Genomic DNA, 24446 nt, shown 5'->3' with positions numbered 1-24446 from the left:
CCTCCCCACGCACGTGGGGGTGTTCCGACGGCAGAGCAAGCCGTGGTCGCGCACGCAATGTCCTCCCCACGCACGTGGGGGTGTTCCTCCGCCCTCGAGCCCAGGGCCGGGTCCCCTGACGTCCTCCCCACGCACGTGGGGGTGTTCCGCGAGGAGCCGTTCACCTACAACTTTGACAACGGTCCTCCCCCACGCACGTAAGGGTGTTCCGGCGGCCAACGCGGGCCGCCACGAGAGGACCACGTCCTCCCCACGCACGTGGAGGTGCTCCGGCGGCGTGGTGGATGAGGATGCCGAGTGCCCAGTTCTCCCCACACACGGGGGTGTTCCGATCTCGATCAGGATCTCGTGACTCTTGGCCGAGCCCTCCCCACGGGCGTGGGTGTTCCACTCAGAAGCCGCGAACGCGGATCTCAAGGATGCTGACTGAGGTCAGCCGGGCGCTCTCTGACCTTCTGAAAGGCCCGCCAAATCAGCCTCAGACCATGTCGCTCGAGAAACGAACCCTGCGAGCGAGCTTCGCGTACATCCTGGCGACCGCGCACTTCACCATGCCAGGGACGACGATCATGCGATTGCGTTATGAGCGCCTGACGAGGCATGCCCGCATCGGCGATAATCCGGCTGTTCGCGTGCCGTTCCGTGCTGGAGACCCGTCATGAGTCCGCCGGTGCCCGATCCTTCCCCGACCCCACCGCCGCTGGCCAAGTCCGACCAGCCGCCCGGGGACTTAGCCGAGCCGACCCCCACCCCGTTACCCACATCCGATCGCCCTCCCGGCCAACCCACACCGCCGCCGGCCAAGACCGGCGATCCCGACCCGGCAAAGCCCTCGCTCACACCCAAGCCTCCGAACTGGAATTACTCCGGCATCACGCCCTCGGAAATGGACCACTTTGAGCGTGACCTTGCCAGGCTCGAAACCGCGCTCGGCGTCCACGAGCCACGCATCCGGCAAGCCCTGACCCAACTCCAGCTCGACACCTCCGCCCTGACGGCCCTGCGCGAGATGGGCAACTGGATCAGCTCCAAACGTCCCGAACTGCGGCAACGCAACGAGACCATCCAGTCCTTGACCACGACCTGGGGCGCTGACGCCGCCGACATGGTCCCCTTCGACGAAGCCCTCTACAACCGGGCCTCCAGCAGCCCCGACGTCTATGCCGCCGCGACCCAACTGGCCGAAACCGCGAAGACCGGCAAGGTTGACGAGAAGACCGTCGCCGAGCTGGAGAAACACATCAGCGATCCCGCTTTCGCCACGATGCTCATGAACGCGCTGGGCGCGACGACGTTCCGGAACGTCATGGCCAAGACGGTGAAGGGCAACAAGACGCTCATCCGCCTCCAGACGGCGCTCAGCAAGGCCCTTGGCACCGCCAGTTCCCGGCTGGACGCCGACTGGCGCAAGGAGTTCACCACCGGCCTGAGGCCGCAGGACCACCAAGCGCTGGCGAAGGCGATCAAACACGGCTCGTTCGACTCGTCCTTCCTTCTGCAGGTGGCGAAGGCCATCGACGCCCACGACCGTAAACTCCCCGCTCAAGGCGGAATCGCCCTGCGCGACCCTCACGACGATCCGATCGTGGACATGATGATGGCCCTGGGTCACAATCCCGCCGCCGCCCAGGACTTCTTCGCCCAGGATCCCACGGCGCTCAGGCGGTATCTTCTTGAACGCCCCACGGTGGACGGCAAGAAGGCAGTGGGCAGTGCGATAGAAGCTGCCACCACGATCTTCCGAGACCGCGACGGCACGGCAGAGCATCCCTCTCGTGGTTTCCTATCCGCCCGGCTGGCCTCGGAATTCGTCGGTTTGCAGGCCGAGCGAGCCCTTAAGGGCGCCAAGTCCGCCGTCCCAGCCAGCACGACAGCACTCATCCTCTCCGCCTACATCCCTGATGTCGCTTATGCCGCGTCGCATTCGGTCGCGTCCGAGATGCAGTGTAAAAGGGAACGAGCGTAGGTTGCCGTGCTGAACCGTCCAAAGTTCGCACTACGCAAGGACCTACGCTCGTGGCACGCACACTACCGCCCGTTCAGGCCATCCGCGCCGAGATCGACGCCCTGTTCGCCGAAGGCCGTGACCTGGTCGAGGTCATCGAGGACGTCGCCCGGCTCGGCGCCCGCCTGATCATCCAGACCGCCGTCGAGGCCGAGGTGGACGCTTTCCTCGGCCGCGCCCGCTACCAGCGCGCCGCCGCCGTCACCGGCAGCGGCGAAGAGGAGACCGTGGTACGACCTGGCCACCGCAACGGGCACTGCCCCACCACCATCAAGACCACCACCGGAGCCGTCACCATCGCACGGCCCAAGCTGCGCGGCACCACCGAGGCGTTCGCCTCCCGCCTGTTCGGCACCGGCGTGACCCGCACCAACGCCCTGGAGACCCTGGTCATCGCCTCCTTCGTGCGTGGCTTGTCCGTGCGCGACGTCGAAGGCGCCCTGGCCGATGCCCTCGGCCCCGAGGCAGCACTGTCGAAGTCGACGGTCTCGACCATCTGCCAGGCCATCGTCGCCGAGTACGACGCCTGGAGCCGGCGCGACCTGACCGGCATCGAGCTGGACTACCTGTTCCTGGACGCCAGCCACTTCAAGATGCACGACGGCCAGCGCGCCGAGCCGGTGCTGGCCGCCTGGGGCATCACCACCGAGGGCAAACCCGTCTTCATCGGCCTGTCGGCCGCCGCGGCCGAGTCGACCGACGCCTGGCACGACTTCCTAACCGACCTGGCCATCCGCGGGCTGCGTCCGCCGCTCCTGGTCATCTCCGACGGCGCGCCCGGCCTCATCGCCGCTGCCGAGCAGGCATTTCCCCGCTCGCTGCGCCAGCGCTGTGTGATCCACAAATGCCGCAACGTCCTGTCGAAGGTCAGCGCCGGCGACCAGGCCGAGGTCAAGGCCGCCTTCTGGAACATCTTCGACACCAGCAGCCTGAACAACGACGGCACGGAGATCGAGCCCGGCCCGGCCCTGGTGGCCTGGGTACAGGCCCGCATCGACGCCTTCGCCGAGACCTGGGGCGGACGCTACCCGGCCGCGGTCAAGAGCCTGCTGACCGACCGGCAGAGCCTGACCACCTACCTGCGCTTCCCGCCCGAGCACCACAAACGCATCCGCCACTCCAACTTCATCGAGCGCACCTTCGGGGAGACCCGCCGCCGCGTCAAGGTCATCGGCCGCTTCCCCGGCGAGACCTCCTGCGTCTCCCTCGTGTGGGCGGTGCTGGACCGGGCCGCGCGAGGCTGGCGCGGCTTCGCCATGACCAGCAAGGGCCTGCGCATCCTTCAAGACCTGCGCCGTGCCCTGCTCCACCCGCCCGCCCAGCTTCGCCCGACCAGCACCACGACGGCCGAGTCGACACCCGACACGGTGGCCGCCTAAGATCGCTCCACGGCACCTACCTCGTTGAGCCTTTTACACCGCTCCGAAGACGCGACCAGTCGCATTCCGGGCTTGGCAGCACCGGTGTTCGTACCGTCAGAGATCCCACCCAGCCACCCGACGATCCATGGGGTGCCGAGTTCGCCACCGAGGACATACGCACAGTGATGAAAGAAGCCTTCGAAGAGGACCCTGAAACTGTTGGGACGCTGATGGCCGCCCAAACCGTCTGGTCGAAAAGGTCTCTCGGCCATACCGCCGCAACCGGCGACGCCGAGCGTTTCATGACCGCCGTGAAGGAGACCGGCGCGGGATTCGGATTGATCACCGATGCCACCGGACTTGCCGCCGTAGCCCGAGGCCAGGAGTTGGACGAGGCCCAAGAGCGCAAGATGAAGGAATTCATGATGGTGGTCAACTCGGGGCTGGCGATCCCGCAGCAAGGCGCTTGGCCCATTGGAGTCGGTGTCGTGGGTGCCTGGAACAGCCTGCTTGAAGATAGCGCTCACACCGATGTCAACACGAACCAGGCCACTTACGACGCCAACACCACGAAGGCGAGATCGAAGTTCCTGGCGACCCAACTCGTAGCTCAGGCGATGTTCGACCACAACCTCTTCAAAAAGGACACTCGCCGCTCCTTGAGCTTCCTCAAACCCGACGGAAGCCTGATGACACTGGCCGAGATGACGCCTGAGGGCACCGTCCAGCATCCGGACTTCGAAGCCTATGAGCAGTGGGCCGACGACGATCACAAGGGCACGATATGGAAGGACGCGAAAGACAAGCTGAACGATGCATACCAGGGCGGATTCAGCGAGCACAAATGACAAGAACGCTCGCTGCCCTCGGCGCGACCCTGGCTCTGGCGACCGCTTGCACAAGCGCCTCGAAGCCGCCCGTCGACAAGACACCGCTGCCGACCACCGCCGCCCCGCCCTACATCTGCGACCACATTCCGCTTCGCGCCGTCGAATTGATGACAGGTGTACGGGAGCCGTTCGCGAGCGGTTATTTCAACCTGAACTTCGGCAATGGCCTGGGCGTGGGTGGTTGCCATGTCTTCGAGTCCACGGGCGACAAGAAGAAGCTGCTGGACATCGACCTGACTCCGGAGGGAGGGGAGGACTGGGTTAAGGCGCAGCTCAAAGCGGGCGGCAAGCCGCTACCTGAGATCCTCTCGGGCGGTATCGGGTTCTACACCCAAGGCGGGAGAACCGAGAAGACTCAGGCCGGCGCCGTGCTAGTGAAAGGGAAAGCCCAGTTGTTCATCGGAATGTCGAAGGGCGTGGAAGGCCGGGACAACGCGGCCGATGTGATCGCGCTGATGAAGCTGATCGCCCCAAAGCTGATCGCTGACGCCAACGCTCCCCGCAGGACGAAGGACTGACCATGGCTACGATGGTGTCCAACCCGCTGCGCGAGGCACTGCAAAACGTTCTGCGCATGGTCGGCCCGATGGTCGAGGAGATCGACCGCGGCATCGAGACGCCCTTCCAGCAGTTCCAGAGCGGAAACGTATGGACCGGGCCGACGGCGAAGCTGTTCGGCACCCAGCTTGCCCAGTTCCGGGCGCGGGTGAGGGCCTCCGGCCAGGGCATCATCGGCGAGTTGCAGACGGCGCTGGGCCGGACACCGACCGAGGTGACCGAGGAAGAAGCGGTGACGATCAGGAAAAGATACGGGCTGCCCTGAAGCCGCAGCCCCGACGCCGCGTCGAAGGTGCGGGAGAGAGCGTCCGCACAATCCGCAAAATCGCTCTTAAGGCGGAGCAGCGCAGGTAAGGCGGCAAGGGCAACGCTCGGCAGGACTCTTCCTTCACCGTTCGCACATTGCCGCGCTATCCCGCACAATCGTCGCCCGCCGGCGATCAGTCCCCGTCTGACCCGTTCTCAACGATCAGTTCCACGTGGTCCCCGCGCAGAACCTTGCGGTGCTTCCGCGGCCCCGGTACGACCTCGAACACCGGTACGCCCTCCGGCATGCCACCGAACTCCCGAAGCTCCGCTGACGTGGCCAGGTCCCGCCGCTCGTCCGGCGTCGGCATGCGCGTAATGACCCTGGCCCCGCTCGGGATGTGGTGCGGCTCGCGAGCCGGCTCAGTGGCCACCATCGACCCCCGCTTGCGCACCGTGGCGATCCGCCCTTCGGCGCGGAGGTAGGCCAGGGCCTCGCGTACGGTGTCGCGGCCGACCTCGTACATCTGTGCGAGCTGGGACTCCGAGGGCAACCATGCTCCGGGCCGGTAGCGGCCGGCCGTGATGTCGTCGCGGATCGCAGCTGCGACCTGCCGGTAGACCGGCACCCCAGAGCTGTAGTCGATCACGGCACACAAGTGTCACAGGGCCATGTTGCCATGACCCTTGTGGCCATGAGGCCCTAGCGTTAACGTGGGCAAACGCCTCTCTCGAAGAGTTTTAAGAGACCTAATTATCCAAAATCGTGACGGAGGACGCAAACTCACATGACGACTGCCCGCGAAGCGCTGTCCGCCCCCGATCTCCGCGGCGCGTTCAGGCGGTTCTACGTCTGGCGCCACCCCGACGGCACTTGGCGCGCCAGGCCGCTCCCCAAGCCGACCAGCGGTGAGATCGCCTATCGGATACTCCCGGAGCTGGTCGCCGACACTCCCATGCAGCTCGCCTACAAGTGCACCTGGCAGCGGAGCCGTCGCAAGGTCTACCGCTACCTGCAGAAGTACGCCCAAAGGAGCGAGGCCCGTGAGCCAGCCTCCTGAACCACCACCGGTGCGGTGGCAGCCGTACCAACGCCTGCCCAAGGACCACATCCGCATCACCGAGACCTCGTGCTGCGGCGCCTACGAATGGGCCGGGCAAGGCGCGGTATCGCTGAGGCACTTACCGATGCAACTGAAGCACTGCTGACCAGCGATGACCAGCCACGCGAGAAGCTGCGTGCCGCCCTCCGCTGGTCCTACAGCGGTCGGATCCGGGACAACGAGCAGCCTCCTCCTGGCTTGGCCGACGCCATCCAATGGCTGCACGCGAACACCACGACCATCACCGCCCTCACTGAGCCGGGGTCCGGAGTCGTACTCACACGAGCGATCCTGGCCCGCATCAGCCAGACCAAGGACGGCAAGCCGGCCGCCGCGAACACCACGAACCGCAAGCGCATGGTTCTCAACAACGCCATGGAGTACGCCTGTGAGATCGGCGCCCTTCCCTCCAATCCGCTCAAGGCAGTGAAGTGGTCCAAACCCCGAGCCCTGACCACCATTGACCCGCGCGTGGTCATCAACATCGACCAGGCACGCCGCTTCCTCAACGCCGTCGAAAAGTACGGTGAGCGCGGCAGGCGGATGAAGGCGTTCTTCGGCTGCATGTACTTTGCCGCCCTAGGCCCGGAAGAAGTGGTGGACCTACGGGAGGAGCACTTGAGCAGTCTCCCCGAGGGCGATTGGGGCGAGATGCGGCGCACCAACGCCGAACCTCGTGCCGGCAGCCGCTGGACCGACAGCGGCAAGGTACGCGAGCGTCGCGAACTCAAGCACCGAGCCAAAGGCGAGACCCGGCCCGTTCCCATCCACCCGGAACTCTGCGCGATGCTCCGCGAGCACCTGCAGCAGTTCGGCACGGGCCCTGATGGACGCATTTTCATCGGCCCGCGCGGCGGCCAGATGACCGACCGCGCCTACCTGAAGGTCTTTCACGAAGCCAGAACGCAGGCCTTCACCTCCGCGGAGGCCAAGTCCCCCTCTCATGGAGGTTCCCTACTCCCTCCGGCACGCCTGCGTATCCACATGGCTCAACGCCGGAGTACCCGCACCTCAGGTCGCCGAGTGGGCAGGGCATAGCGTTGACGTTCTCTTGCGGGTCTACGCCAAGTGCATCTACGGTCAGCAACGGGACGCCATGCGTCGAATCTGGGAAGCAACTCAATGACACCAGCACCTCTCCCGGCCCCGGTTCGAATGACGACAAACCCCGACATCCACATTTACGCAGGCCACCGATATTCGCCCAGCTCAGGAAGTCTCCTCCCCACGCCCGTGGGGGTGACCCGATCCTTTTGAGCTCGGCTGCCAGCAGGCGATCCTCCTCCCCACGCCCGTGGGGGTGACCCGCTCTGGTCGCTCGGATCAGACCTGGTCAACGGCTCCTCCCCACGCCCGTGGGGGTGACCCGGTGATCGGCCCGCACAGCAGGACGTGCTGGACCTCCTCCCCACGCCCGTGGGGGTGACCCGGTCGGCTACGGACCGGACGGGGTCGAGCAGCCTCCTCCCCACGCCCGTGGGGGTGACCCGGGTCGCGCGAAGCGCGAGGGCCTTGCACGGCCCTCCTCCCCAAGCAAGTGGGGGTGACCCGCGGTGCGGGTAGGTGCGGCGCTGGGGTTTCCGCGCTCGTGGGGGAACTCATTGGGTCTTCAGCGACCGTACGTTCCCGGCTCTTCTCTCCGCGCTCGTGTAGGGGGTCGTCGTCGGCTTACGAATCACCCGGCGTTCTGAAGGCTTGATCGAATGGGAACGCATTGGGAACGATCAACCGTAGGGCGCCGGTGCTGGCCGTGGACAGCCGGATACAAAGCGAGAGGCCCGTCACCGCGTTTCCGCTGGTGACGGGCCTCTTCCCCGTTGGTGTGGCAGGTGCAAGGTTCGAACTTGCGTAGGCTGAGCCGACGGTTTTACAGACCGCTCCCTTTGGCCACTCGGGCAACCTGCCTTGTCTTCCGCTCTCGCGGCGACACACAGAAGGATAGCGGACTTCGGAGGTGTACGTGACACCGGTTTGTCCCGTGGCGGGATCTGTCGGCGGGGTGTGGAGGGGGCGCGGGTGGGTGGACGGGGGTGAAAGGTGTGATTGGGGGGAAGGCGGGGCGGACGGGATGATCGGGGTAGGGGGGCGGCGGCCTGCATGTGGCGGCGATGCTGGCTAGGCTCGTTCGCTGGGTCCGTACGTTCGGGCGTGTCGGGGTCGTCGGTGTGCCGGAGTGGTGAAGTGGTCCGGGGCGCCGGACGCGGCGGCGCGCTCGGGCGGTGGGCGGGCCCGGCGGAGGACTTCGTAGTGGAGCAGTGGAGAGGGTGGGTGTTGTGGCTGATTCGTCGTTCGACATCGTCAGCAAGATCGACCGGCAGGAGGTCGACAACGCGCTGAACCAGACGGTCAAGGAGATCGGGCACCGGTTCGACTTCAAGGGCACCGGGGCGAGCATCAGCTGGTCCGGGTCGGGGCAGAACAACATCGAGATCAAGGCGAACAGCGAGGAGCGGGCCAACGCGGCGCTGGACGTCTTCAAGGAGAAGATCGTCAAGCGCGGGCTCTCGCTGAAGATCATCGATGCTGGGGAGCCGAAGCTGTCCGGCAAGGAGTACCGGATGATGGTCGGGCTCAAGGAGGGCATCGATCAGGAGAACGCGAAGAAGATTTCGAAGCTGATTCGCGACGAAGGGCCCAAGGGGATCAAGGCGCAGATCCAGGGCGAGGAGCTTCGGGTCAGCTCCAAGAAGAAGGATGATCTGCAGGACGTCATCGCGCTGCTCAAGGGTAAGGATCTGGACATCGCGCTGCAGTTCGTGAATTACCGGTAGGTAGGCGTCGGGTCGCTGTTCGCGCGGGCTCGGGTCTGTTTGGCGGTGGCGGCCGGCGTGGCGTGCGGTCGTGGGGGTCGCGGAGGTCGTGGGTCACCGATGTCACCGGCTCGCCAACGCAGGCGTAGAGGTGTGCGGAGGTAGGTGGGGCGCGCCGGTTGAGGTTCCAGTCCGGGTCCGGGCGGTTCCGGGCGGGGTTGAGGCATGTGGTCGCGGTTTGGGCGGTGATGGCGGCCATGTGCCTTTTCCTGGACGTTCGCCCGGAAGGGCAAAGCGTCGCCGTAAGCTCGACAATGTGACGAAGATCCCTCTGCGCCGGTTCACGGCACGTGCCCTGCCCCTCGACGACCAGGATCGGGTGCTCCTGTTGCACGGCATCGATCCCGTTCGGCCCGACCGGCCGTTCTGGTTCACCGTGGGCGGAGCCATGGAGGACGGGGAGACGCTGGTCGAGGCGGCGGCGCGGGAGCTGTTCGAGGAGGTCGGCATCCGGGCCCACGCCGACGAGTTCAGCGGCCCGTACGGCACCGTCACGGTCACGTTCGAGTGGGGCGAGTACGCGATCACGCAGGACCAGACGTTCTACGCGGTCCGGGTGGGCGAGACGGCGTCCGTGTCGTTCGAGCACATGGAGCAGATCGAGAAGGACACCACGCTCGCCTTCCGGTGGTGGAGCCTGGAGGAGCTGGAGAGCACCGAGGAGCCGTACTTCCCGGAGGACCTGGCGGGCATCCTGCGCAAGATCACTGCGGGCGGAGAACGCGGGTAGCGCCCGCGACCAGCGCCGTCGCGAGGATCCAGCCCGCGACGATCAGCCCGTACGCCAGCCACTGCGTCCACCCCATCGGGTCGAACGCCTCCCGCTGGCCGAAGGCCGGCAGCGGCAGCAGCAGGTCGAAGGCGTACGCGAACGCGTTGAAGTGGGGGCTTTCGTCGGGTTTGAGGGCTCGGGGCGGGACGGCGGCGAAGACGGCCGTGCCGATCGCCAGCAGCAGCGCGAACCACATGCCCGCCAGCCACGGCCGGTAGCCGTACCCGACCGCGACGTCGAGCAGGCGCCCCCAGACGCGCCCGCCCACCCCCTGCGTCTGCCGGCGCGCGCGCAGCTTGGCGAGCTGGGCGCGGCGGGCCAGCGCGTCGTTGCCGTCGCCCAGATACCAGGCGGCGAGCTGCTCGTACGGTTGCGGCCGGAAGCCCTCCGGGTCGCGGGTGACCCACTCGATCCGGCGGACGACGCCGTGGCCGCGCAGCCGTTCGTAGGTGAGGCCGTTGAGGCGGAGCTTGGCGGGCCAGGTGTCGGGGTCGTCGTGCAGGGTGCCGAGCTTGCTGTGCGCGAGGGTGACGACGCCGTCGATGGGCGCGGCGGGCAGCAGGGACGCCTCGCGGATCTCGGTGTAGCTCATGTGGAGGGCGTAGCGGGTGTCGGGGCTGGTCACGGTGCCGCGCAGGGCGAACCTGCCGTTGATGCGGGCGCCGCGCAGCCGGATGCAGCCTTCCGCCCGGAATCCGTCGGTGAGGCGCATGACGTCCTCGACCACGACGTTGTCGGCGGTCAGGGCGTCCTTGCCCGGGTTGCGGAGGGTGGCGCCCTCCATGAAGCAGCCGCCGTTCAGGCGGGCGCCGACCAGGCTGACGCCGCCCTCGCAGTCGGCGTTGCGGAGGAAGAGGCCGGAGTCGACGACCGTGGCGTTGGCGTACAGGGCCCACTCGCCGTCGTCGCTCACGATCTTGGTGCCGCCGAGCCACAGGCCGCTCTCGAACACGGCTCTGGCGACCCGGACGGTGCCGGTGATGTTCGAGCCGGACAGGCTGACGTGGCCGGCGACGCGCAGGCCGCCGCCGCTGAGGCCGGGCAGGGCGCAGTCGGTCAGCCGGATGGTGCGGGTGGTGGCGCCGGTGAGCTGGACGGGTTGCTCCAGGTGGCAGCCGCTCATGACCAGTTCGTACGGAACCGTCCCCCCGACGAGCGTGAGCTGCCCGGTGATGCGGGCGCCGCGCAGGCGCACCGCCGGGACCGAGCCGCCGCCCGCCTCCCTGGCGCCGAGCAGCAGGGACGCGATGACCTTGGCCCGTACCGTCCGTTCGGGGCCCCAGGTGTCGCCGTCCTTGGGGGCGTTGTCGCCGGCGCCGGAGCCGGGCCTGCTGGGCGTCACCGGGCCGAGGTCGACGAACTGGCCTGCCGGGAAGGCGTTCCACACCTTCCGCTCGGCTTCGGTTAATCGGAAGGGGGCCATCAGCGGCGGTAGCCGGCCATGCGCTCCAGCCGGGCCACCCGCTCGGACGTGGGCGGATGCGTGGAGAACAGGCGGCCGATGCCGGAGCCGGCGAACGGGTTGGCGATCATCATGTGGGACGCGGAGGTCAGCCGGCTGTTCTCGGGCAGCGGCAGCCGGCGCGCGCCCAGCTCGATCTTGCGGAGGGCCGAGGCGAGCGCGAGCGGGTCGCCGGTGAGCCGGGCGCCCGATTCGTCCGCCTGGAACTCGCGGGTGCGGGAGATCGCCATCTGCACCATGCCGGCCGCCACCGGGCCGAGCACCATCATGAGCAACGCCCCCAGGAAGCCGGGCCCCTCGTCGTCGTCGGAGCCGCCGAAGAAGACCGCGATGTAGCTGAGCCAGGTGATCATCGTGGCCAGCGCGCCGGCCACGGACGAGACGAGGATGTCCCGGTTGTACACGTGCGACAGCTCGTGCCCGATCACGCCGCGCAGCTCGGCCTCGTCGAGCAGCTGGGTCAGCCCGTACGTGACGCACACCGCCGCCTGCCGCGGGCTCCGCCCGGTCGCGAACGCGTTCGGCTGCACCGTCGGCGAGATGTACAGCCGCGGCATCGGCTGCCTGGCCTGCGTGGACAGCTCGCGGACGATCCGGTAGAGCGTGGGGTGCTCGACCTCGCTGACCGGCCTGGCCCGCATGGCCGACAGCGCGATCCGGTCGGAGAAGAAGTAGGCGAAGCCGTTGCCCGCAAGGGCGAGAACGAACGCGATGCGGACGCCGGTGCCCCCGCCCAACCACGCGCCCACCAGCAGGATCAGCGCCGACATGCCGCCCAGCAGGACGGCTGTGCGCAGACCGTTGTGGTGCAAGGTTCCCCCCTTCGTGCTCTGGGTTCACCACGTCCAACGAAGACGACCCGGCTCTTCGTTCCCCGGAGTGCTCAGCCGGGGGCGGAGCGCGACCTGCCCGTCCGTCACAACGACGCCAGGTCGAGGACGAGCTGCGGCGCGAACGAGAACACGATCGCCACCGTCACGGACAGGCCCATCGCGGGCCAGAGCGCGGCAGGAGCGCGGTGCGCGGCCAGCGTGCGCGGGGCGGCCGGGGTGAACAGCCGGGCGGCCCACACCGCGTAGTAGTACAGGCCGATGACGGTGTTGACCGCCATGACCAGCGCCAGCCAGCCGGCGCCGCCCTCGACGATCGCGCGGAAGACGAACACCTTGGCGAACAGCCCGGCGAGCCCCGGCGGCAGGCCGGCCAGGCAGACCAGGCAGAAGGCGAGCGCGATGCCCGCCGCGGGGCTGCGGTGGGACAGGCCGCGGTAGTCGTCGAGTTCGTTGCGTCCGGCGGCCCTGGAGACGAGGAGGACGACGGTGAAGGCGCCGAGGTTCATGGCGGCGTAGATGACGAGGTACGCGACGGACGCCCCCACCGCCCGGGACGCGGCGGCCGGGGAACCGGCGACGGCCAGCGGGGCCAGGATGTAGCCGGACTGGGCGACCGAGGACCAGGCCAGCAGGCGTACGGCGGAGCGCTGGCGCAGGGCCAGCAGGTTGCCTGCCGTCATGGTGAGCGCGGACACGATCGCGGCGATCGGGCCCCAGGTGCCGGCCTGGCCGGGCAGTGCCGTGACGAGCACCAGGATCAGCCCGGCGAACCCGCTCGCCTTGGACACCACCGACAACAACGCGGCCACCGGCACCGGGGCGCCCTGGTAGACGTCGGCGGCCCACGCGTGGAACGGCACGGCCGCGATCTTGAAGGCGAACCCGGCCACCACCAGCACGACGCCGACCGTGACGACCGGCGCCTCGGCCCGCGCCCCCTTCCCGAGCGCGTCGGCCAGCTCGGACAGGTGGACCGCGCCCGTCATCCCGTACAGGAGCGACAGGCCGAACAACATGACCGCCGTGGACACGACGGACACCACGAACAGCTTCACCGCCGCCTCGGAGGCGCGGCCGTCGTAGCGCTTGAGCGCGGTGAGGGCGAAGACCGGCAGCGAGACGAGTTCGAGCGCCACCAGCAGCATGATCAGGTCGCGGGAGGCGGGCAGGGTCACCGCGCCCACGAGGGTGCACAGCAGGAGGAAGTACCACTCCCCCGGCGGGATCGCGCCGCCGGCCAGCTCGGTCATCGACATCAGCACGATCACCACGGAGGCCGCCAGCACCAGCCCCGCGAAGATCAGGGTGAAGCCGTCCACGACGAACGAGCACGGGTCCAGGCCCAGGACGTCGATCGCGGGCGGGACGCAGAACGTGGTGAGCTCCCGGCCCGCGACCGCCTGGGCCACGACGAAGCCCAGCGCCGTCAGGACGCCGGCCAGCGTGACCAGGCCCAGCATGGTCGTGCGGGCCTGCTGGCGCTGCGGCAGGAACGCGTCCAGCAGGAGCGCCAGGGCGGCCGTGACGGCCAGCGCGAGCGGCGGCGCGATCGCGAAGTAGTCGATCTGCTGGCTCATGAGACGGCTCCCAGCAGGGCTTGGACGGCCGGGGTGGTGAGGGAGAGCAGGAGGCCGGGCCAGAGGCCGAACAGGAGGATCAGGGCCACGAGCGGGGTCCAGGCGAGCAGTTCGTACGGCCGGATGTCGTCGGTGCGGAGGACGGGCTCCAGGATGGCCGTCCGCCCGGCGGCCCCGGGCGCGACCTCGGTGCCGAGGGGGACGACCGGGCGTTCGTCCGGGGTCTCGCCGACGAGCCGGTCGTCCACCGACCCGGACGGGGTCTCCTCGGCGGCCGCGGGCCGGCCGTGGGTGACGCGGGAGAGCATGACCAGGAAGTACGCGGCCGTCAGCACCGCGCCGAGCCCGCCGATCACCATGTACGTCAGGAACAGCCCGCGCGGCAGCCCGTCCGCAGGCCGGAACGCCCCGAGGAGCGCCAGCATCTCGCCCCAGAACCCGGCCAGCCCCGGCAGCCCCAGCGAGGCGATCGAGGCGAACGTCAGCACCGAGCCGAGCCGCGGCAGCGTGGCCAGCAGGCCGCCGCCCAGGACCGTCATGTCGACCGTGCGGTAGCGCTCCCTGACCGCGCCGGCCAGGAAGAACAGCAGGCCGGTGATCAGCCCGTGGGCGACGTTGGCGAAGAGGGCGCCGTTGATGCCTGTGGGGGTGAGGGTGGCGAAGCCCAGCAGGACGAAGCCCATGTGGCCGACCGAGGAGTAGGCGATCATGCGTTTGAGGTCGCGCTGGGCCAGGCAGGCGAGGGCGCCGTACACGATGCCGACCACGGCGAACGCCCCCAGCCACGGCGCCACGGCGACCGCCCCCTCCGGCAGGACCGGGATCGCGATCCTGGCGAAGCCGTACGTGCCCATCTTGAGCAGCACGCCCGCGAGCAGCACCGAGCCCGCCGTGGGCGCCTCGGTGTGGGCGTCGGGCAGCCAGGTGTGCAGCGGCCACATCGGGGTCTTGACGGCCAGCCCGACACCGATCGCCACGAACGCCACGACCTGCACCGACCTGGCCATCCCGCTGCCGTGCGCCGCGGCCAGCGCCTCGATGTCGAGCGTGCCGGTCTGCGCCCAGACCAGCAGCAGCCCGAGCAGCATCACCACCGACCCGAGCAGCGTGTACAGCAGGAACTTGACCGACGCCGCCCGCCGCCCCTCGCCGCCCCAGACGCCGATCAGGAAGTACATCGGGACGAGCACGATCTCGAAGAAGACGAAGAAGAGCAGCAGGTCGAGGGCGAGGAACGTGCCGATCATGCCGACTTCGAGCACCAGCAGCGTGAACACCAGCGCCCGCGGCCGGGCCCGCAGGAACTGGCCGGTGGCACGGGCGCTGCCCCAGGACAGGTAGACGAAGCACAGGAACGTCAGCAGCGCCGTCAGCGCGACCAGCGGCAGCGAGATGCCGTCGATCCCGAGATGGAAGCGCAGGCCGAGCCCGGGGATCCAGGGCACGTCCACCTCGAACTGCGGACCGGCCGGCCGCCGGTGGTCGAACGTCACCACCAGCAGCGCGGCGAGGGCCAGCGTGACGCCCGACAGGACCAGCCCGTACGCGCGGAGCACCGGGCGGAGGGCATACGGGAAGACGACCAGGCCGAGCGCGCCCAGCAGCGGCACGGCCAGCAGCGCGACCGGCACCCAGCCCATCCCGGTCATCCCGCTCATGTGAGCACCACCGCCCCTACCGCTATCAACAGGACACCCGCCAGCAGGCCGCTCACGTAGAGCTGGACGTTGCCGTTCTGGGCCAGGCGCAGCACGCCCGCCAGGCCGCGGGCCGACCTGCCGGAGCCGCGCACCGCGCCGTCCACGACCGCGTCGTCCGTCCTGACCACCAGCCGGGCGAGGACCAGGACCGGCCGGACGAACAGCGCGGAGTAGGCGTGGTCGACATAGAACGCCTGCTCGCAGGGGGTGCGCAGCGGCCCGAGGAGGCGGGCGGGGTCGGCCAGTGGGTCCATGCGCCAGAACACGTACACCGCCCCCGCGCCGAGCAGCGCGAGCACGACGCCGGCCGTCGCCACGCCGAGGTCCACGTGCAGCCCGCCGGCCAGGCCCAGGAGCAGGGCGGGCGCGGCGAGGAGGACGACGGGGACGAGCATCGTCCTCGGGGCCTCGGTGACGTCCACGACGTGGGCCGTGCCGGGCTCCGGCTCGGGGAGCGCGACCACTCGCGCCTCGCCGAAGAACGTGCGCAGCCAGGCGCGGGTGGCGTACGCGCCGGTGACGGCCACCGTGGCGAGCGCGCAGCCGTAGAGCAGCAGGGCCGCGGCGTCGGTGAGCGTGCCGGTGGCGACGGCGTCGTCCATGGCGGCGAGGATCGCGTCCTTGCTGAAGAAGCCGCTGGCCGGCGGCAGGCCCATCAGCGCGGCCAGGCCGATCGTCATCGCCGTGAACGTGACCGGCAGCTCGCGGCGCAGGCCGCCCATCTGGGTCATGAGGTTGGAGCCGACGTGGTGGATCACCGCGCCCGCGCAGAGGAACAGCAGGGCCTTGAACGCTCCGTGCGTCAGCAGATGGAAGATCGCCGCGGTGTCGGAGCCGGCCGCGAGGCCGCCCGCCATGTAGGCGAGCTGGCTGACCGTCGAGTAGGCGAGGACCCGTTTCAGGTCGTCCTGAGCGAGGGCGGCGAGGGCGGCGCCGAGCATGCCGAGGGCGGCCAGCACCGCGAGCACGTCCATCGTGGGCGGCGCGGCGCGGAACGCCGGAAACAGCCGGGCCACGATGAAGATGCCCGCGGCGACCATGGTGGCGGCGTGGATGAGGGCGCTGATCGGGGTCGGGCCGGCCATCGCGTCGGGGAGCCAGGTGTGCAGCGGCACCTGGGCGCTCTTGCCGGCCACGCCCGCCAGCAGGAGCAGCGTGGCGGTCACCAGCGTGCCCGTGGACATCCCGGGCACCTTGGCCAGGACGTCGGCGATGCGGAAGCTGCCCGCGCCCATGCCCAGGACGAAGATGCCGAACAGGAAGCCGACATCGCCCAGCCGGGTCACCAGGAACGCCTTCACGGCGGCCCGCGAGTTGCTTCTGTCCTCCCACCAGTGGCCGATGAGGAGGTACGAGCACAGGCCCATGACCTCCCAGCCGACGTAGAGGACCAGGAGGTCGCCCGCGTACACGACCAGGAGCATGGCGCTGGTGAACAGGCTGATGAACGCGCTGTAGGAGGGGTAGCGCGGGTCGTCGGCGAGGTAGCCGACCGAGTAGACCTGGACGGCGAGGGCCACGAGGGTGACCAGGACGCCGAGGATCGCGGACAGGTCGTCGGCCTGGAGGGTGAGGGAGATCGGGAGGCCGCCGGTGGTGAGCGTGCCGTACGTCCGGCCGGTGGCCGTCGCCGGGGTGGTGCCGTCGCCCGTGAGGAACGCGAACCCGTGGCCCCAGGCGAGCCAGGCCGCGAGGGCGGTGGAGGCGGTGGTCGGGATGATGGCGATCCAGGCGGCCCGGGTGTTGGCGCGCCTGTCCGCCGACTGCTTCGTGAGGGTTCGTCCCGTCCGGTGCGGCCGGCGGGAGAGCAGCAGGCCCGCGAAGGCGGCGACGAAGGGGAGGAGGACCGCCAGGAGCGGGAACGTCGTCATGGCGTGCCCCTTTCTCGCCTTTCTCGCCTTTCTCGCCTGACGGTCTGCCCACCGCCACGACCCCGATCGGCCTCGGCCGCCCCACGCTCTTCGGCGGGCCCGCTCTCCTCGGCCGCCCCGCGCCGCTCGGCCGCGTACGGATCGTCGGCCGTGTACGGATCGTTGGTCGCGTACGGATCGTCGGTCGCGGGCGTCGCCCTGATCGTCGGTTCTTCCGCAGGCGTGCGCGTTCCCGCGGCACCGGGCGTGGCCCGTGGCGCGTCGCCTGAGTGCCGCGTCACCCCGTCGGCTGCGGCCGGCGCGTCGGCCCCTCCCGCGCCCTGGAACGCCTCCGGGACGGATGCCGGCGGCTCGGCCAGGGCGCGGAGGCGGTCGAGGTCGACCGTACGGCGGTTGCGGTAGAGGGCCAGGATGATCGCCAGGCCCAGCCCGACCTCGGCCGCCGCGATGACGATCACGAAGAGCGTGAGGACCTGCCCGCTGTGCAGCCGGTCGGCCAGCCACACGTCGAACGCCACCAGGTTGAGGTTGACGGCGTTGAGCATCAGCTCGACCGACATGAGCACGAGGATCGTGTTGCGCCTGGCCAGCACGCCGTAGACGCCGATCGAGAACAGGAGCGCGGAGACGACCGCCGGGTAGACGATGTGCACTACTGGCCCCCGGTCGTCTGGTCAGGTGGGGCGGAGCCGTCCGTCGCGGCCGGAGCGGGCGTGTCGGTGGCGGTCGGCGGCGAGCCGCCGGGAATGTCCGTACGGGACAGGACGATCGCGCCGATCAGGGCGGCGAGCAGGAGCACCGACAGCGCCTCGAACGGGAGCACCCAGGTCGCGAAGATGCTCGCCCCCAGCGACCGGGCCGCGCCCTCGCCGGGATTGAGCGGTGTGTACGCCGCGCGGAAGCCGTCGATGACCACGGTGACCAGGACGGCCGCCGTCGCGAGCGCGACCAGGGCGGAGACGAGGCGGTTGCCGCTGTTCAGGTCGTCGGAACGGCCGATGGGGGCGCGGGTGAGCATGATGCCGAACAGCAGCAGCACCACGATCGCGCCCACGTAGATCAGCACCTGCACCCAGGCCACGAACTCGGCCGTCAGCACGAGATAGCAGCCCGCGAGGGCGCCGAAGCAGACCACGAGCCAGAGGGCCGCGTGCACCAGTTGCCTGGTCGTGACGACGAGCAGCGCCGATCCAACCGCTACCGCGCCCAGGAGCAAGAAGACGATCTCTTGCCCTGTGGGCGACAGGTAGGAGGGCACCGCCTCGGTCACGACTCCTCCTCAGGCTCCTTCGGATCGTCAGGGCCGAGCCTGCCGGGCGGACGTATGGACCGTGGGTCGGCCATCCGCCGCCGGCGAGGACTCGGGGCAGCAGTCTGCACCTCCGGATCGGCCTCCGATTGCGGCTCGCCCGAAGCTGTGGACAACTTTTCTGAGGTTGGCTCGTCTGTGGATGAAGCTTGCTCGCGAGAGGCGGCGGGGTCACGCTTCCCGTCGCCGTCGCCGTCGGAGGGTGCGGACTCGGAGACGCTCGGCTCGGAGACGCTCGGCTCTGCGGCGGCGTCCGGAGGAGGGGGCTCCGAGGGGGCGGCAGCGCCTGCGCCCTCTTCCTGGTTGCGGTCGGCGGCGGGGAGGGCGCCAGGTGGGCGGATGCCACGGACGTTGGACGTCGCCCGGCGAGCGCGCGGCGGCCGGCCGGACGCGCCCGATCCCGCGCCCGATCCCGCGCCCGATCCCCCGACCGGGCCTGTGCCCTGGCCGGAGTCGGAGGGAGGCTCGGGAACGGCCGATCCGGTGTGCGGCTCAACCTCGGCACCCGGTTCTGGCGCTGTGGACGACTCGGGCACTGTGGACGACTCGGGCGTGGCGAGGGGGCGCGGGCCCGTTGTGCCGGTCGTGGAGGCGTCGGAAGCCGAGGTGGGGGCGGGCTGCGAGGTGCGAGACTCCCTGGTGGGACGGTCGGTCGCGGGCCGGGGGGCGCGGGCGGGGCGCTCGCTCCCGGCGCCGGCAGGGGCGGCTGTCCCGGCTCGGGACGCCGGGCGGCGGGGAGCGGCGGTGAGCTCCTTGGGCGGCTCGGCGCCCGGGTCGTGGGCGGGCGGCGGCGGGACCGTCTGCACCCAGGCGGACAGCCGGTCCTTCTCGTGGAGGAGGTTGCGGATGTCGCCCTCGGCGTACTCGAACTCAGGGGACCAGAACAGCGCGTCGAAGGGGCAGACCTCGATGCAGATGCCGCAGTACATGCACAGGGCGAAGTCGATGGCGAAGCGGTCGAGGACGTTGCGCTGGCGGGGACGGCCGCCTTCCGGGGCCGGGACGGTCTCCTTGTGGGAGTCGATGTAGATGCACCAGTCGGGACATTCGCGGGCGCAGAGCATGCAGGAGGTGCAGTTCTCCTCAACCAGGGCGATAACGCCCCGGCTGCGCGGCGGGAGGGCGGGCTTGACCTCGGGATACTGCTGCGTGACCGATTTGCGCAGCATGTGGCGAAGGGTGATGGACAGCCCCTTCGCCAGTCCGACTCCCGGTATCCGCGCCATGGTTCAACATCATGACGCAAGTGGGCGCGGACGTGAATGTGCAGGGGCGTTGTCCCCAGGTTTTCCACAGCCATCCACAGGATGAGGGGTGGTTATCCACAAGCTGAGCACATGCCCGGTATGAACCACGACGGGACGATAGTCTTCCCGCCATGCAGCACAGCCAAGCGGTCCGTCCCAGTGGCGGGGCGTGGGCGGCCGCCGTCGCGTGGGCCTGCTTGCCCCTGTTCACGTGCGGGCTGGCGACCCCGTTCAGCATCGGGTTCGCCGCGTACTGGCTGCGTAGTGCCTTCCAGGCCGTCGCCGCCTCGGTCTACCTCGTCTGCATCGGGTCCTTCGTGATCGGCGCGGTCGCGTACGACAACATCGAGGACATTCCGCAGCCGCTCCAGTTCCTGGTGTCGCTGGGGCTCGTCGTGGCCTGGTTCGGGGGTGTCGTGCACTCGGCGGTGCTGGTGCCGATCATGGTCAAGGCGCGGCTGCGGGCTCCCGTCCATCCACACCAGCGTGTACGTCCCCAGGGGCACATGCCTCCGATGGGCGGTCACACGCGCGTCCCCTCGACGGGGGAACGGCGGCCGGGGCCGCACCTCATGGGCGACCAGCGGCACGGGCCCCGGGAGAGCGTGCACCAGCGCACCACCGAGCCCACCTACCAGCGGCGGCCCGGCGAGCCGGAGTGGATCGGGCACTATCGGGTCGTGAGGTCGCTCGGGCGCGGCGGGCAAGGGGCTGTGTATCTGGCGGCGGCGCCCAACGGGGCGCGGGTGGCCGTCAAGGTGCTGCACGACCTCGTGGACGAGACGGCGCGGGCGCGGTTCGCGCGGGAGGTCGAGGCGGCGCGGCGGGTGGCCACGTTTTCCACAGCCCGGGTGCTGGACGTCAACATCAGCGGGCAGTTCCCGTACATTGTCAGCGAGTTCGTCGACGGGCCCTCGCTGGAGCAGCTGGTGAAGAAGCACGGGCCGCGGGATGAGGACGGGCTCACGCGACTCGCGTTATCCACAGCCGGTGCATTGGCGGCCATCCACAAGGCCGGAGTTGTCCACAGGGACTTCAAGCCGAGCAACGTGCTCATCGGCCCGGACGGGCCGCGCGTGATCGACTTCGGCATCGCCCGGGGGCTGGACCAGGTGACACTGACGGCGGGGAAGATGGTGGGGACGCCGCCTTACATGTCGCCGGAGCAGCTCACCGGCGAGCAGGTGGGGCCTGCTTCGGACGTGTTCAGCTGGGCGGTGACGATGATGTTCGCGGCCACGGGGCGGCCGGCGTTCGGGGAGGACACCGTGCCGGCGGTGTTCAACCGGGTGCTCACGTTCCACCCGGACCTGTCGCCGTTGCCGCCTGGGTTGCGGGGGGTTGTGGGGTCCTGCCTCAACAAGCGGCCGCAGGAACGGCCGGCGGCTTCGGACGTGATGCTGGCGATCATCCACTGAAGCTCACCGTCCACCTTCGGGCGGAGAGGCCGAGAGCGGGCTGTCGGCGGCGCGCTCAGGCTGACGGCCACACGGGCCACACCCGGCAAATGGACGGGTCGGGTGGCCGGGCGCGCCCGGCCAGCGGGCCGCCCGGGCCAGCGGGCCCAGGCAAGCAGGCCCAGGCAAGCGCGCCCAGGCAGGTGGGCCCAGGCAAGCGGGCCTGGTAGGCAGGTGGGCCCAGGCAAGCGGATCTGGTGGACGATGGGGCTCGGGCAAGCGGGTCTGGGGACGGGCGGGCCCGGGTAAGCGGGCCCGTAGGACGGGTATGTCGAGTCGGATTGGCAGACGTGCCGGACAGGTGACTGTGCAGGACCGGTGAGTGCACCCGGACGAGCGAGTGCACTGGACGGACGGACCTGTGTAGCGCGCTTGGCGAGCGGACGATGGAACGGCGAACCGAGGCGCACCGAACGGACCAGGCGGTCCATGCGGACCGGGACCGGTGGAGTGAGCGAATCGGTCGAGCGGACCAGGCGGACCGGCCAAGCGGCTGAGCGGATCGTGCGGACCACGGACCGGTGGAGTGAGCAAACCGACCGAGCGGACCAGACGAACCGGCCAAGCGGACCAGGCTGACCATGCGGACAGGCCGACCAGACGGACCGCGCGGACCAGACGGACCGCGCGGGCCAGACGGACCGCGCGGGCCAGACGGACCGGTGGGGTGAGCGAACCGGCCAAGCGGACCAAGCGGACCGGCCAAGCGGCTAAGCGGATCGTGCGGACCACGGACCGGTGGAGTGAGCGAACCGGCCAAGCGGCCGAGCGGACCATGCCGACCAAACAGGCGAGCGGGTCAAGCGGACCGCGCGGCCGGGTGGACCGGACGGGGACACCGGACCCGGACGAGGACACCGGACCCGGACGAGGACACCGGACCCGGACGGGGACACCGGACCCGGACGAGGTGGGCCGGGGTGGGTCACCCGACCGGGTGGGTCAGGTGTGTGGCTCGGTTGTGGGTGATTACGGGGTTGGGGGTGTGCTGGCGGTTTTGCGGGCTTTCGTAGGAGAGGTGGTCGGGGGTGCAGGGGTTGGGCGGTCGTAGACGCCTATGGCCCAGTTGCCCGGTTGGGTGCCGGTTCTGGTGGAGAGGCGGTCGAGGACGTCCGGGAAGGAGAGTGCCGCCTGTGCCGCTTGCTCGTCGCAGACCGCCTTGTCGGTGTAGCGGCGGCAGCGGCCGAGCTCGTCGGCGACCTCGACGATGGGGGCGTCCGCGGGGAAGACCCAGACCTGGAACGTCTGCGGGCGCTTGAGCCAGCCCGAAGGTACGGAGAGCCGGTCGTGGTGGCCGGTCAGGCCGTCGCCGCATCGGCCGGAGGCGCCGCCCTTCTCGCCGCCCTTGAGGGGCATCTGGACGACGACCCAGGCACGGGGGTCGGCGCAGACCACCTTGTGGCCGGTGTAGACGCTGGTCGGGGTGAACTTCACCGTGCGGGCGGCGCCCGTCGTGGTGAAGCTCTCGGAGTGGATCAGGGACAGGGGGATCTCCTTGGACCCCAGCCGCACCAGGAAGCTCGCGGGCGGCTTCGGGGAGGTCTGGAGCTGCGCCGAGTCCGGCTGCCGGCTCGTGCTGACAGGTGACGCGGCCGGCGGCGGGAGCTCGGTACGTGGCGCGGCCGGCGGCAGGAGCTCGGTACGTGGCACGCCGGGTTGCTGCGTCGTCCCGGTGTGGGGCGCGGCCGGTTGCTGGGCGATCACGGTCCGGTCCGGTCCGAGGGGAGGGGTCAGCAGGACGGCGGCGGTGGTCGCGGTGGCGGCGGTGGTCAGGGCGGCCGCCGTGGTCAGGGCGCGGCGGGTGCGGCGGGCGCGGCGGCCCCGGCGGACGATGGCGTCCAGGTGCAGGGTGGGCTCGCGGCCCGTCCGGTCGTGGGCGTGCTGCTCCAAGAGCGTGCGCAGGTCGTTCTCCGAGTGCCTCATCGCTGCAGCTCCTCCAGGTTCATGGTGCGGATGTCGGGGTCGACCCGGAGACGGGTGAGCGCCCTGTTCAGCTGGCTCTTGACCGCGCCCAAGGAGCAGCCGAGGATGCCGGCGACCTGGGTGAGCGTCCGTTCCTCGAAGTAGTGCAGGACGATCACCGCCCGCTGGCGCGGCGACAGGGCGCCAATGGCGGTCCACAGCGCCGTCCTGTCGTCCACGGCGGCGGCCTGGTCACGCGGGTCGGCCGGGTCGGGCATGGTCTCGACCGGCACCTCGCCCCGCCACAGCCGCCGCCACCACGAGGCGTGGGTGTTCACGATGATGCGGTAGACGTACGGATCGGGGTTGCCCTCGATCCGCCGCCAGGCCACCCATGCCTTGGCGAGGGCGGTCTGCACCAGGTCCTCGGCCGCGTCCCAGTCCCTGGTGAGGAGGTACGCCATTCGGCACAGCCGCAGGTGGCGGTGTGCCACGTACTCGGCGAACCCGTCGTCCATCTGTCGTCTCCGTCTCGTCGTCTCCAGGGATGACTACCGCCTGGGAGGCGCGTCCGGTTGACAGGGAGAGGGCAGGAAGAGGACAGGGAGGGACACGGAGGGTCGGGGTTCGGGGTCAGGGGGTGGCTGATGGCGAGGGTGACGTGCTCGTCGCGGGTGATCGTGTGGACGGCGAGCGTCAGGTCGTCGCGCCGGGCGAAGCGGTCGAGGTCGGCAGGCGGCCCGGCTCGCGCCGACCGCGCCCGCGCTCTGGTGGCGGCTCTCGGTGACCGGGATGCCGGCCTGCTCGGCGAGGTCCTTCAGGTCGGGGACGCGTCGACCGCCCGGGAGGTCGAGCAGGACGAGGCCGTCGGCGTCCAGCGCGGCCACGCCGTGCGGCTCGGCGGAGCCGGGGCGCTTGTAGCGGTAGGAGCGGAGGGCGGCGGGCGGGACCTGGGCGGTCCGGCCGGTGGCGTGGTCGGTGGCGTGGTCGGTGGCGTGGTCGGTGGCGTGGTCGGTGGCGTGGTCGGTGGCGTGGTCGGTGGCGTGGTCGGTGGCGTGGTGGTGGCGTGGTCGGTGGCGTGGTCGGTGGCGTGGTCGGTGGCGTGGTCGGTGGCGTGGTCGGTGGCGTGGTCGGTGGCGTGGTCGGTGGCGTGGTCGGTGGCGTGGTCGGTGGCGTGGTCGGTGGCGTGGTCGGTGGCGTGGTCGGTGGCGTGGTCGGTGACCGTGAGGGCGCCCGCGCCGGCGGTCATCGTGGCGAGCGGGCGTCTGACTCCCGGTGTGGCGCCGGAGACCGGGGCGAGTTCGCGCACGTGCCGTACCTCCCGTTCGCAATACCCCGCCTTG

At 70.0% G+C, this 24446-nt stretch carries 22 protein-coding genes, 1 tRNA gene, 1 pseudogene and 1 CRISPR repeat array; of the genes and pseudogenes, 11 read left to right on the top strand and 13 right to left on the bottom strand.

Going from position 1 to position 24446, the window contains the following annotated elements; all coding sequences use genetic code 11:
- Positions 1–419: 419 nt before the first annotated feature.
- From MF672_RS13320 to MF672_RS13295, 6 genes are all read left to right on the top strand, one after another.
- Positions 420–662, top strand: a complete 243-nt coding sequence (locus tag MF672_RS13320; protein WP_242382933.1) for a hypothetical protein — start codon at positions 420–422, stop codon at positions 660–662.
- Positions 659–1966, top strand: coding sequence for a hypothetical protein (locus tag MF672_RS13315; RefSeq protein WP_247815237.1), 1308 nt, complete (start codon positions 659–661; stop codon positions 1964–1966). Before MF672_RS13320 ends, MF672_RS13315 begins: the two co-directional genes overlap by 4 nt.
- Before the next feature lie 50 nt (positions 1967–2016).
- Positions 2017–3384: an IS256 family transposase gene (locus tag MF672_RS13310; RefSeq protein WP_247815236.1), complete on the top strand. Its 1368-nt coding sequence runs from the start codon at positions 2017–2019 to the stop codon at positions 3382–3384.
- A 167-nt stretch (positions 3385–3551) separates the two neighbouring features.
- On the top strand, positions 3552–4214 hold the full coding sequence (locus MF672_RS13305; protein WP_247815235.1) for a hypothetical protein: 663 nt from the start codon (positions 3552–3554) through the stop codon (positions 4212–4214).
- Positions 4211–4774, top strand: a complete 564-nt coding sequence (locus MF672_RS13300) for a hypothetical protein (protein WP_242378513.1) — start codon at positions 4211–4213, stop codon at positions 4772–4774. Before MF672_RS13305 ends, MF672_RS13300 begins: the two co-directional genes overlap by 4 nt.
- Positions 4775–4776: 2 nt before the next feature.
- Positions 4777–5079, top strand: a complete 303-nt coding sequence (locus MF672_RS13295; RefSeq protein ID WP_242378514.1) for a hypothetical protein — start codon at positions 4777–4779, stop codon at positions 5077–5079.
- 175 nt (positions 5080–5254) lie between these two features.
- On the opposite strand, the gene MF672_RS13290 is transcribed toward MF672_RS13295, so the two are convergent.
- Positions 5255–5710 carry a GntR family transcriptional regulator gene (locus tag MF672_RS13290; RefSeq protein WP_242378516.1) on the bottom strand — a complete coding sequence of 152 codons (456 nt, stop codon included), beginning with the start codon at positions 5708–5710 and terminating at the stop codon, positions 5255–5257.
- A 138-nt stretch (positions 5711–5848) separates the two neighbouring features.
- On the opposite strand from MF672_RS13290, the gene MF672_RS13285 reads away from it, so the two are divergent.
- Both MF672_RS13285 and MF672_RS13280 read left to right on the top strand, forming a co-directional pair.
- The gene (locus MF672_RS13285; RefSeq protein WP_242378518.1) at positions 5849–6121 is read left to right on the top strand and encodes a hypothetical protein; all 273 of its coding nucleotides are present in this window, start codon (positions 5849–5851) and stop codon (positions 6119–6121) included.
- Positions 6122–6361: 240 nt separating this feature from the next.
- Positions 6362–7201 (top strand): tyrosine-type recombinase/integrase, encoded by an 840-nt coding sequence (locus tag MF672_RS13280; RefSeq protein WP_242378520.1) that lies wholly within the window; start codon positions 6362–6364, stop codon positions 7199–7201.
- A 180-nt stretch (positions 7202–7381) separates the two neighbouring features.
- Positions 7382–7714: a CRISPR direct-repeat array (repeat unit 29 nt; unit sequence CTCCTCCCCACGCCCGTGGGGGTGACCCG).
- Between the two features lie 272 nt (positions 7715–7986).
- Here the strand turns inward: MF672_RS13280 and MF672_RS13275 are convergent.
- A tRNA-Tyr gene (locus tag MF672_RS13275) sits at positions 7987–8068 on the bottom strand.
- A gap of 359 nt (positions 8069–8427) precedes the next feature.
- On the opposite strand from MF672_RS13275, the gene MF672_RS13270 reads away from it, so the two are divergent.
- Together MF672_RS13270 and MF672_RS13265 are read left to right on the top strand one after the other, a co-directional pair.
- Complete coding sequence (locus MF672_RS13270) at positions 8428–8934, top strand: YajQ family cyclic di-GMP-binding protein (protein ID WP_242378523.1); 507 nt, start codon at positions 8428–8430, stop codon at positions 8932–8934.
- A 295-nt stretch (positions 8935–9229) separates the two neighbouring features.
- On the top strand, positions 9230–9703 hold the full coding sequence (locus MF672_RS13265) for an NUDIX hydrolase (RefSeq protein ID WP_242378525.1): 474 nt from the start codon (positions 9230–9232) through the stop codon (positions 9701–9703).
- On the opposite strand, the gene MF672_RS13260 is transcribed toward MF672_RS13265, so the two are convergent.
- The 8 genes and pseudogenes from MF672_RS13260 to MF672_RS51335 all read right to left on the bottom strand — a co-directional run bounded on the left by MF672_RS13260 (position 9678) and on the right by MF672_RS51335 (position 19666).
- A complete protein-coding gene (locus MF672_RS13260) occupies positions 9678–11132 on the bottom strand; it encodes a hypothetical protein (RefSeq protein WP_242378527.1) in 1455 nt (484 codons plus the stop codon). The genes MF672_RS13265 and MF672_RS13260 overlap by 26 nt on opposite strands.
- A gap of 35 nt (positions 11133–11167) precedes the next feature.
- Positions 11168–12019 carry a zinc metalloprotease HtpX gene (htpX, locus tag MF672_RS13255; RefSeq protein WP_242378530.1) on the bottom strand — a complete coding sequence of 284 codons (852 nt, stop codon included), beginning with the start codon at positions 12017–12019 and terminating at the stop codon, positions 11168–11170.
- A gap of 104 nt (positions 12020–12123) precedes the next feature.
- A complete protein-coding gene (locus MF672_RS13250) occupies positions 12124–13617 on the bottom strand; it encodes an NADH-quinone oxidoreductase subunit N (RefSeq protein WP_242378532.1) in 1494 nt (497 codons plus the stop codon).
- The gene (locus MF672_RS13245; protein ID WP_242378587.1) at positions 13614–15266 is read right to left on the bottom strand and encodes a complex I subunit 4 family protein; all 1653 of its coding nucleotides are present in this window, start codon (positions 15264–15266) and stop codon (positions 13614–13616) included. The genes MF672_RS13250 and MF672_RS13245 overlap by 4 nt, the downstream gene beginning before the upstream one ends.
- 5 nt (positions 15267–15271) lie before the next feature.
- Entirely contained in the window at positions 15272–17188 is a 1917-nt protein-coding gene (locus MF672_RS13240; protein WP_242378534.1) for an NADH-quinone oxidoreductase subunit 5 family protein, read from the bottom strand.
- Between the two features lie 371 nt (positions 17189–17559).
- A pseudogene (nuoK, locus tag MF672_RS13235) lies at positions 17560–17841 on the bottom strand (NADH-quinone oxidoreductase subunit NuoK); the annotation flags it as partial.
- Positions 17841–18458: an NADH-quinone oxidoreductase subunit J family protein gene (locus tag MF672_RS13230; protein WP_242378536.1), complete on the bottom strand. Its 618-nt coding sequence runs from the start codon at positions 18456–18458 to the stop codon at positions 17841–17843. The pseudogene nuoK and the gene MF672_RS13230, both read right to left, overlap by 1 nt.
- The gene (locus MF672_RS51335) at positions 18455–19666 is read right to left on the bottom strand and encodes a 4Fe-4S binding protein (RefSeq protein ID WP_302893201.1); all 1212 of its coding nucleotides are present in this window, start codon (positions 19664–19666) and stop codon (positions 18455–18457) included. Before MF672_RS51335 ends, MF672_RS13230 begins: the two co-directional genes overlap by 4 nt.
- A 209-nt stretch (positions 19667–19875) precedes the next feature.
- On the opposite strand from MF672_RS51335, the gene MF672_RS13220 reads away from it, so the two are divergent.
- Complete coding sequence (locus MF672_RS13220; RefSeq protein WP_242378539.1) at positions 19876–21162, top strand: serine/threonine-protein kinase; 1287 nt, start codon at positions 19876–19878, stop codon at positions 21160–21162.
- Between the two features lie 1008 nt (positions 21163–22170).
- On the opposite strand, the gene MF672_RS13215 is transcribed toward MF672_RS13220, so the two are convergent.
- The 3 genes from MF672_RS13215 to MF672_RS13205 all read right to left on the bottom strand — a co-directional run bounded on the left by MF672_RS13215 (position 22171) and on the right by MF672_RS13205 (position 24412).
- The gene (locus MF672_RS13215) at positions 22171–23124 is read right to left on the bottom strand and encodes a hypothetical protein (RefSeq protein ID WP_242378541.1); all 954 of its coding nucleotides are present in this window, start codon (positions 23122–23124) and stop codon (positions 22171–22173) included.
- Positions 23121–23621, bottom strand: coding sequence for a SigE family RNA polymerase sigma factor (locus MF672_RS13210; RefSeq protein WP_242378544.1), 501 nt, complete (start codon positions 23619–23621; stop codon positions 23121–23123). The genes MF672_RS13215 and MF672_RS13210 overlap by 4 nt, the downstream gene beginning before the upstream one ends.
- A gap of 299 nt (positions 23622–23920) precedes the next feature.
- The gene (locus MF672_RS13205) at positions 23921–24412 is read right to left on the bottom strand and encodes a hypothetical protein (RefSeq protein WP_247815234.1); all 492 of its coding nucleotides are present in this window, start codon (positions 24410–24412) and stop codon (positions 23921–23923) included.
- Positions 24413–24446 lie beyond the last annotated feature (34 nt).

The organism is Actinomadura luzonensis, from assembly GCF_022664455.2.
Lineage (GTDB): Bacteria > Actinomycetota > Actinomycetes > Streptosporangiales > Streptosporangiaceae > Nonomuraea > Nonomuraea luzonensis.
This window is presented reverse-complemented; position numbering and strand designations above follow the sequence as displayed.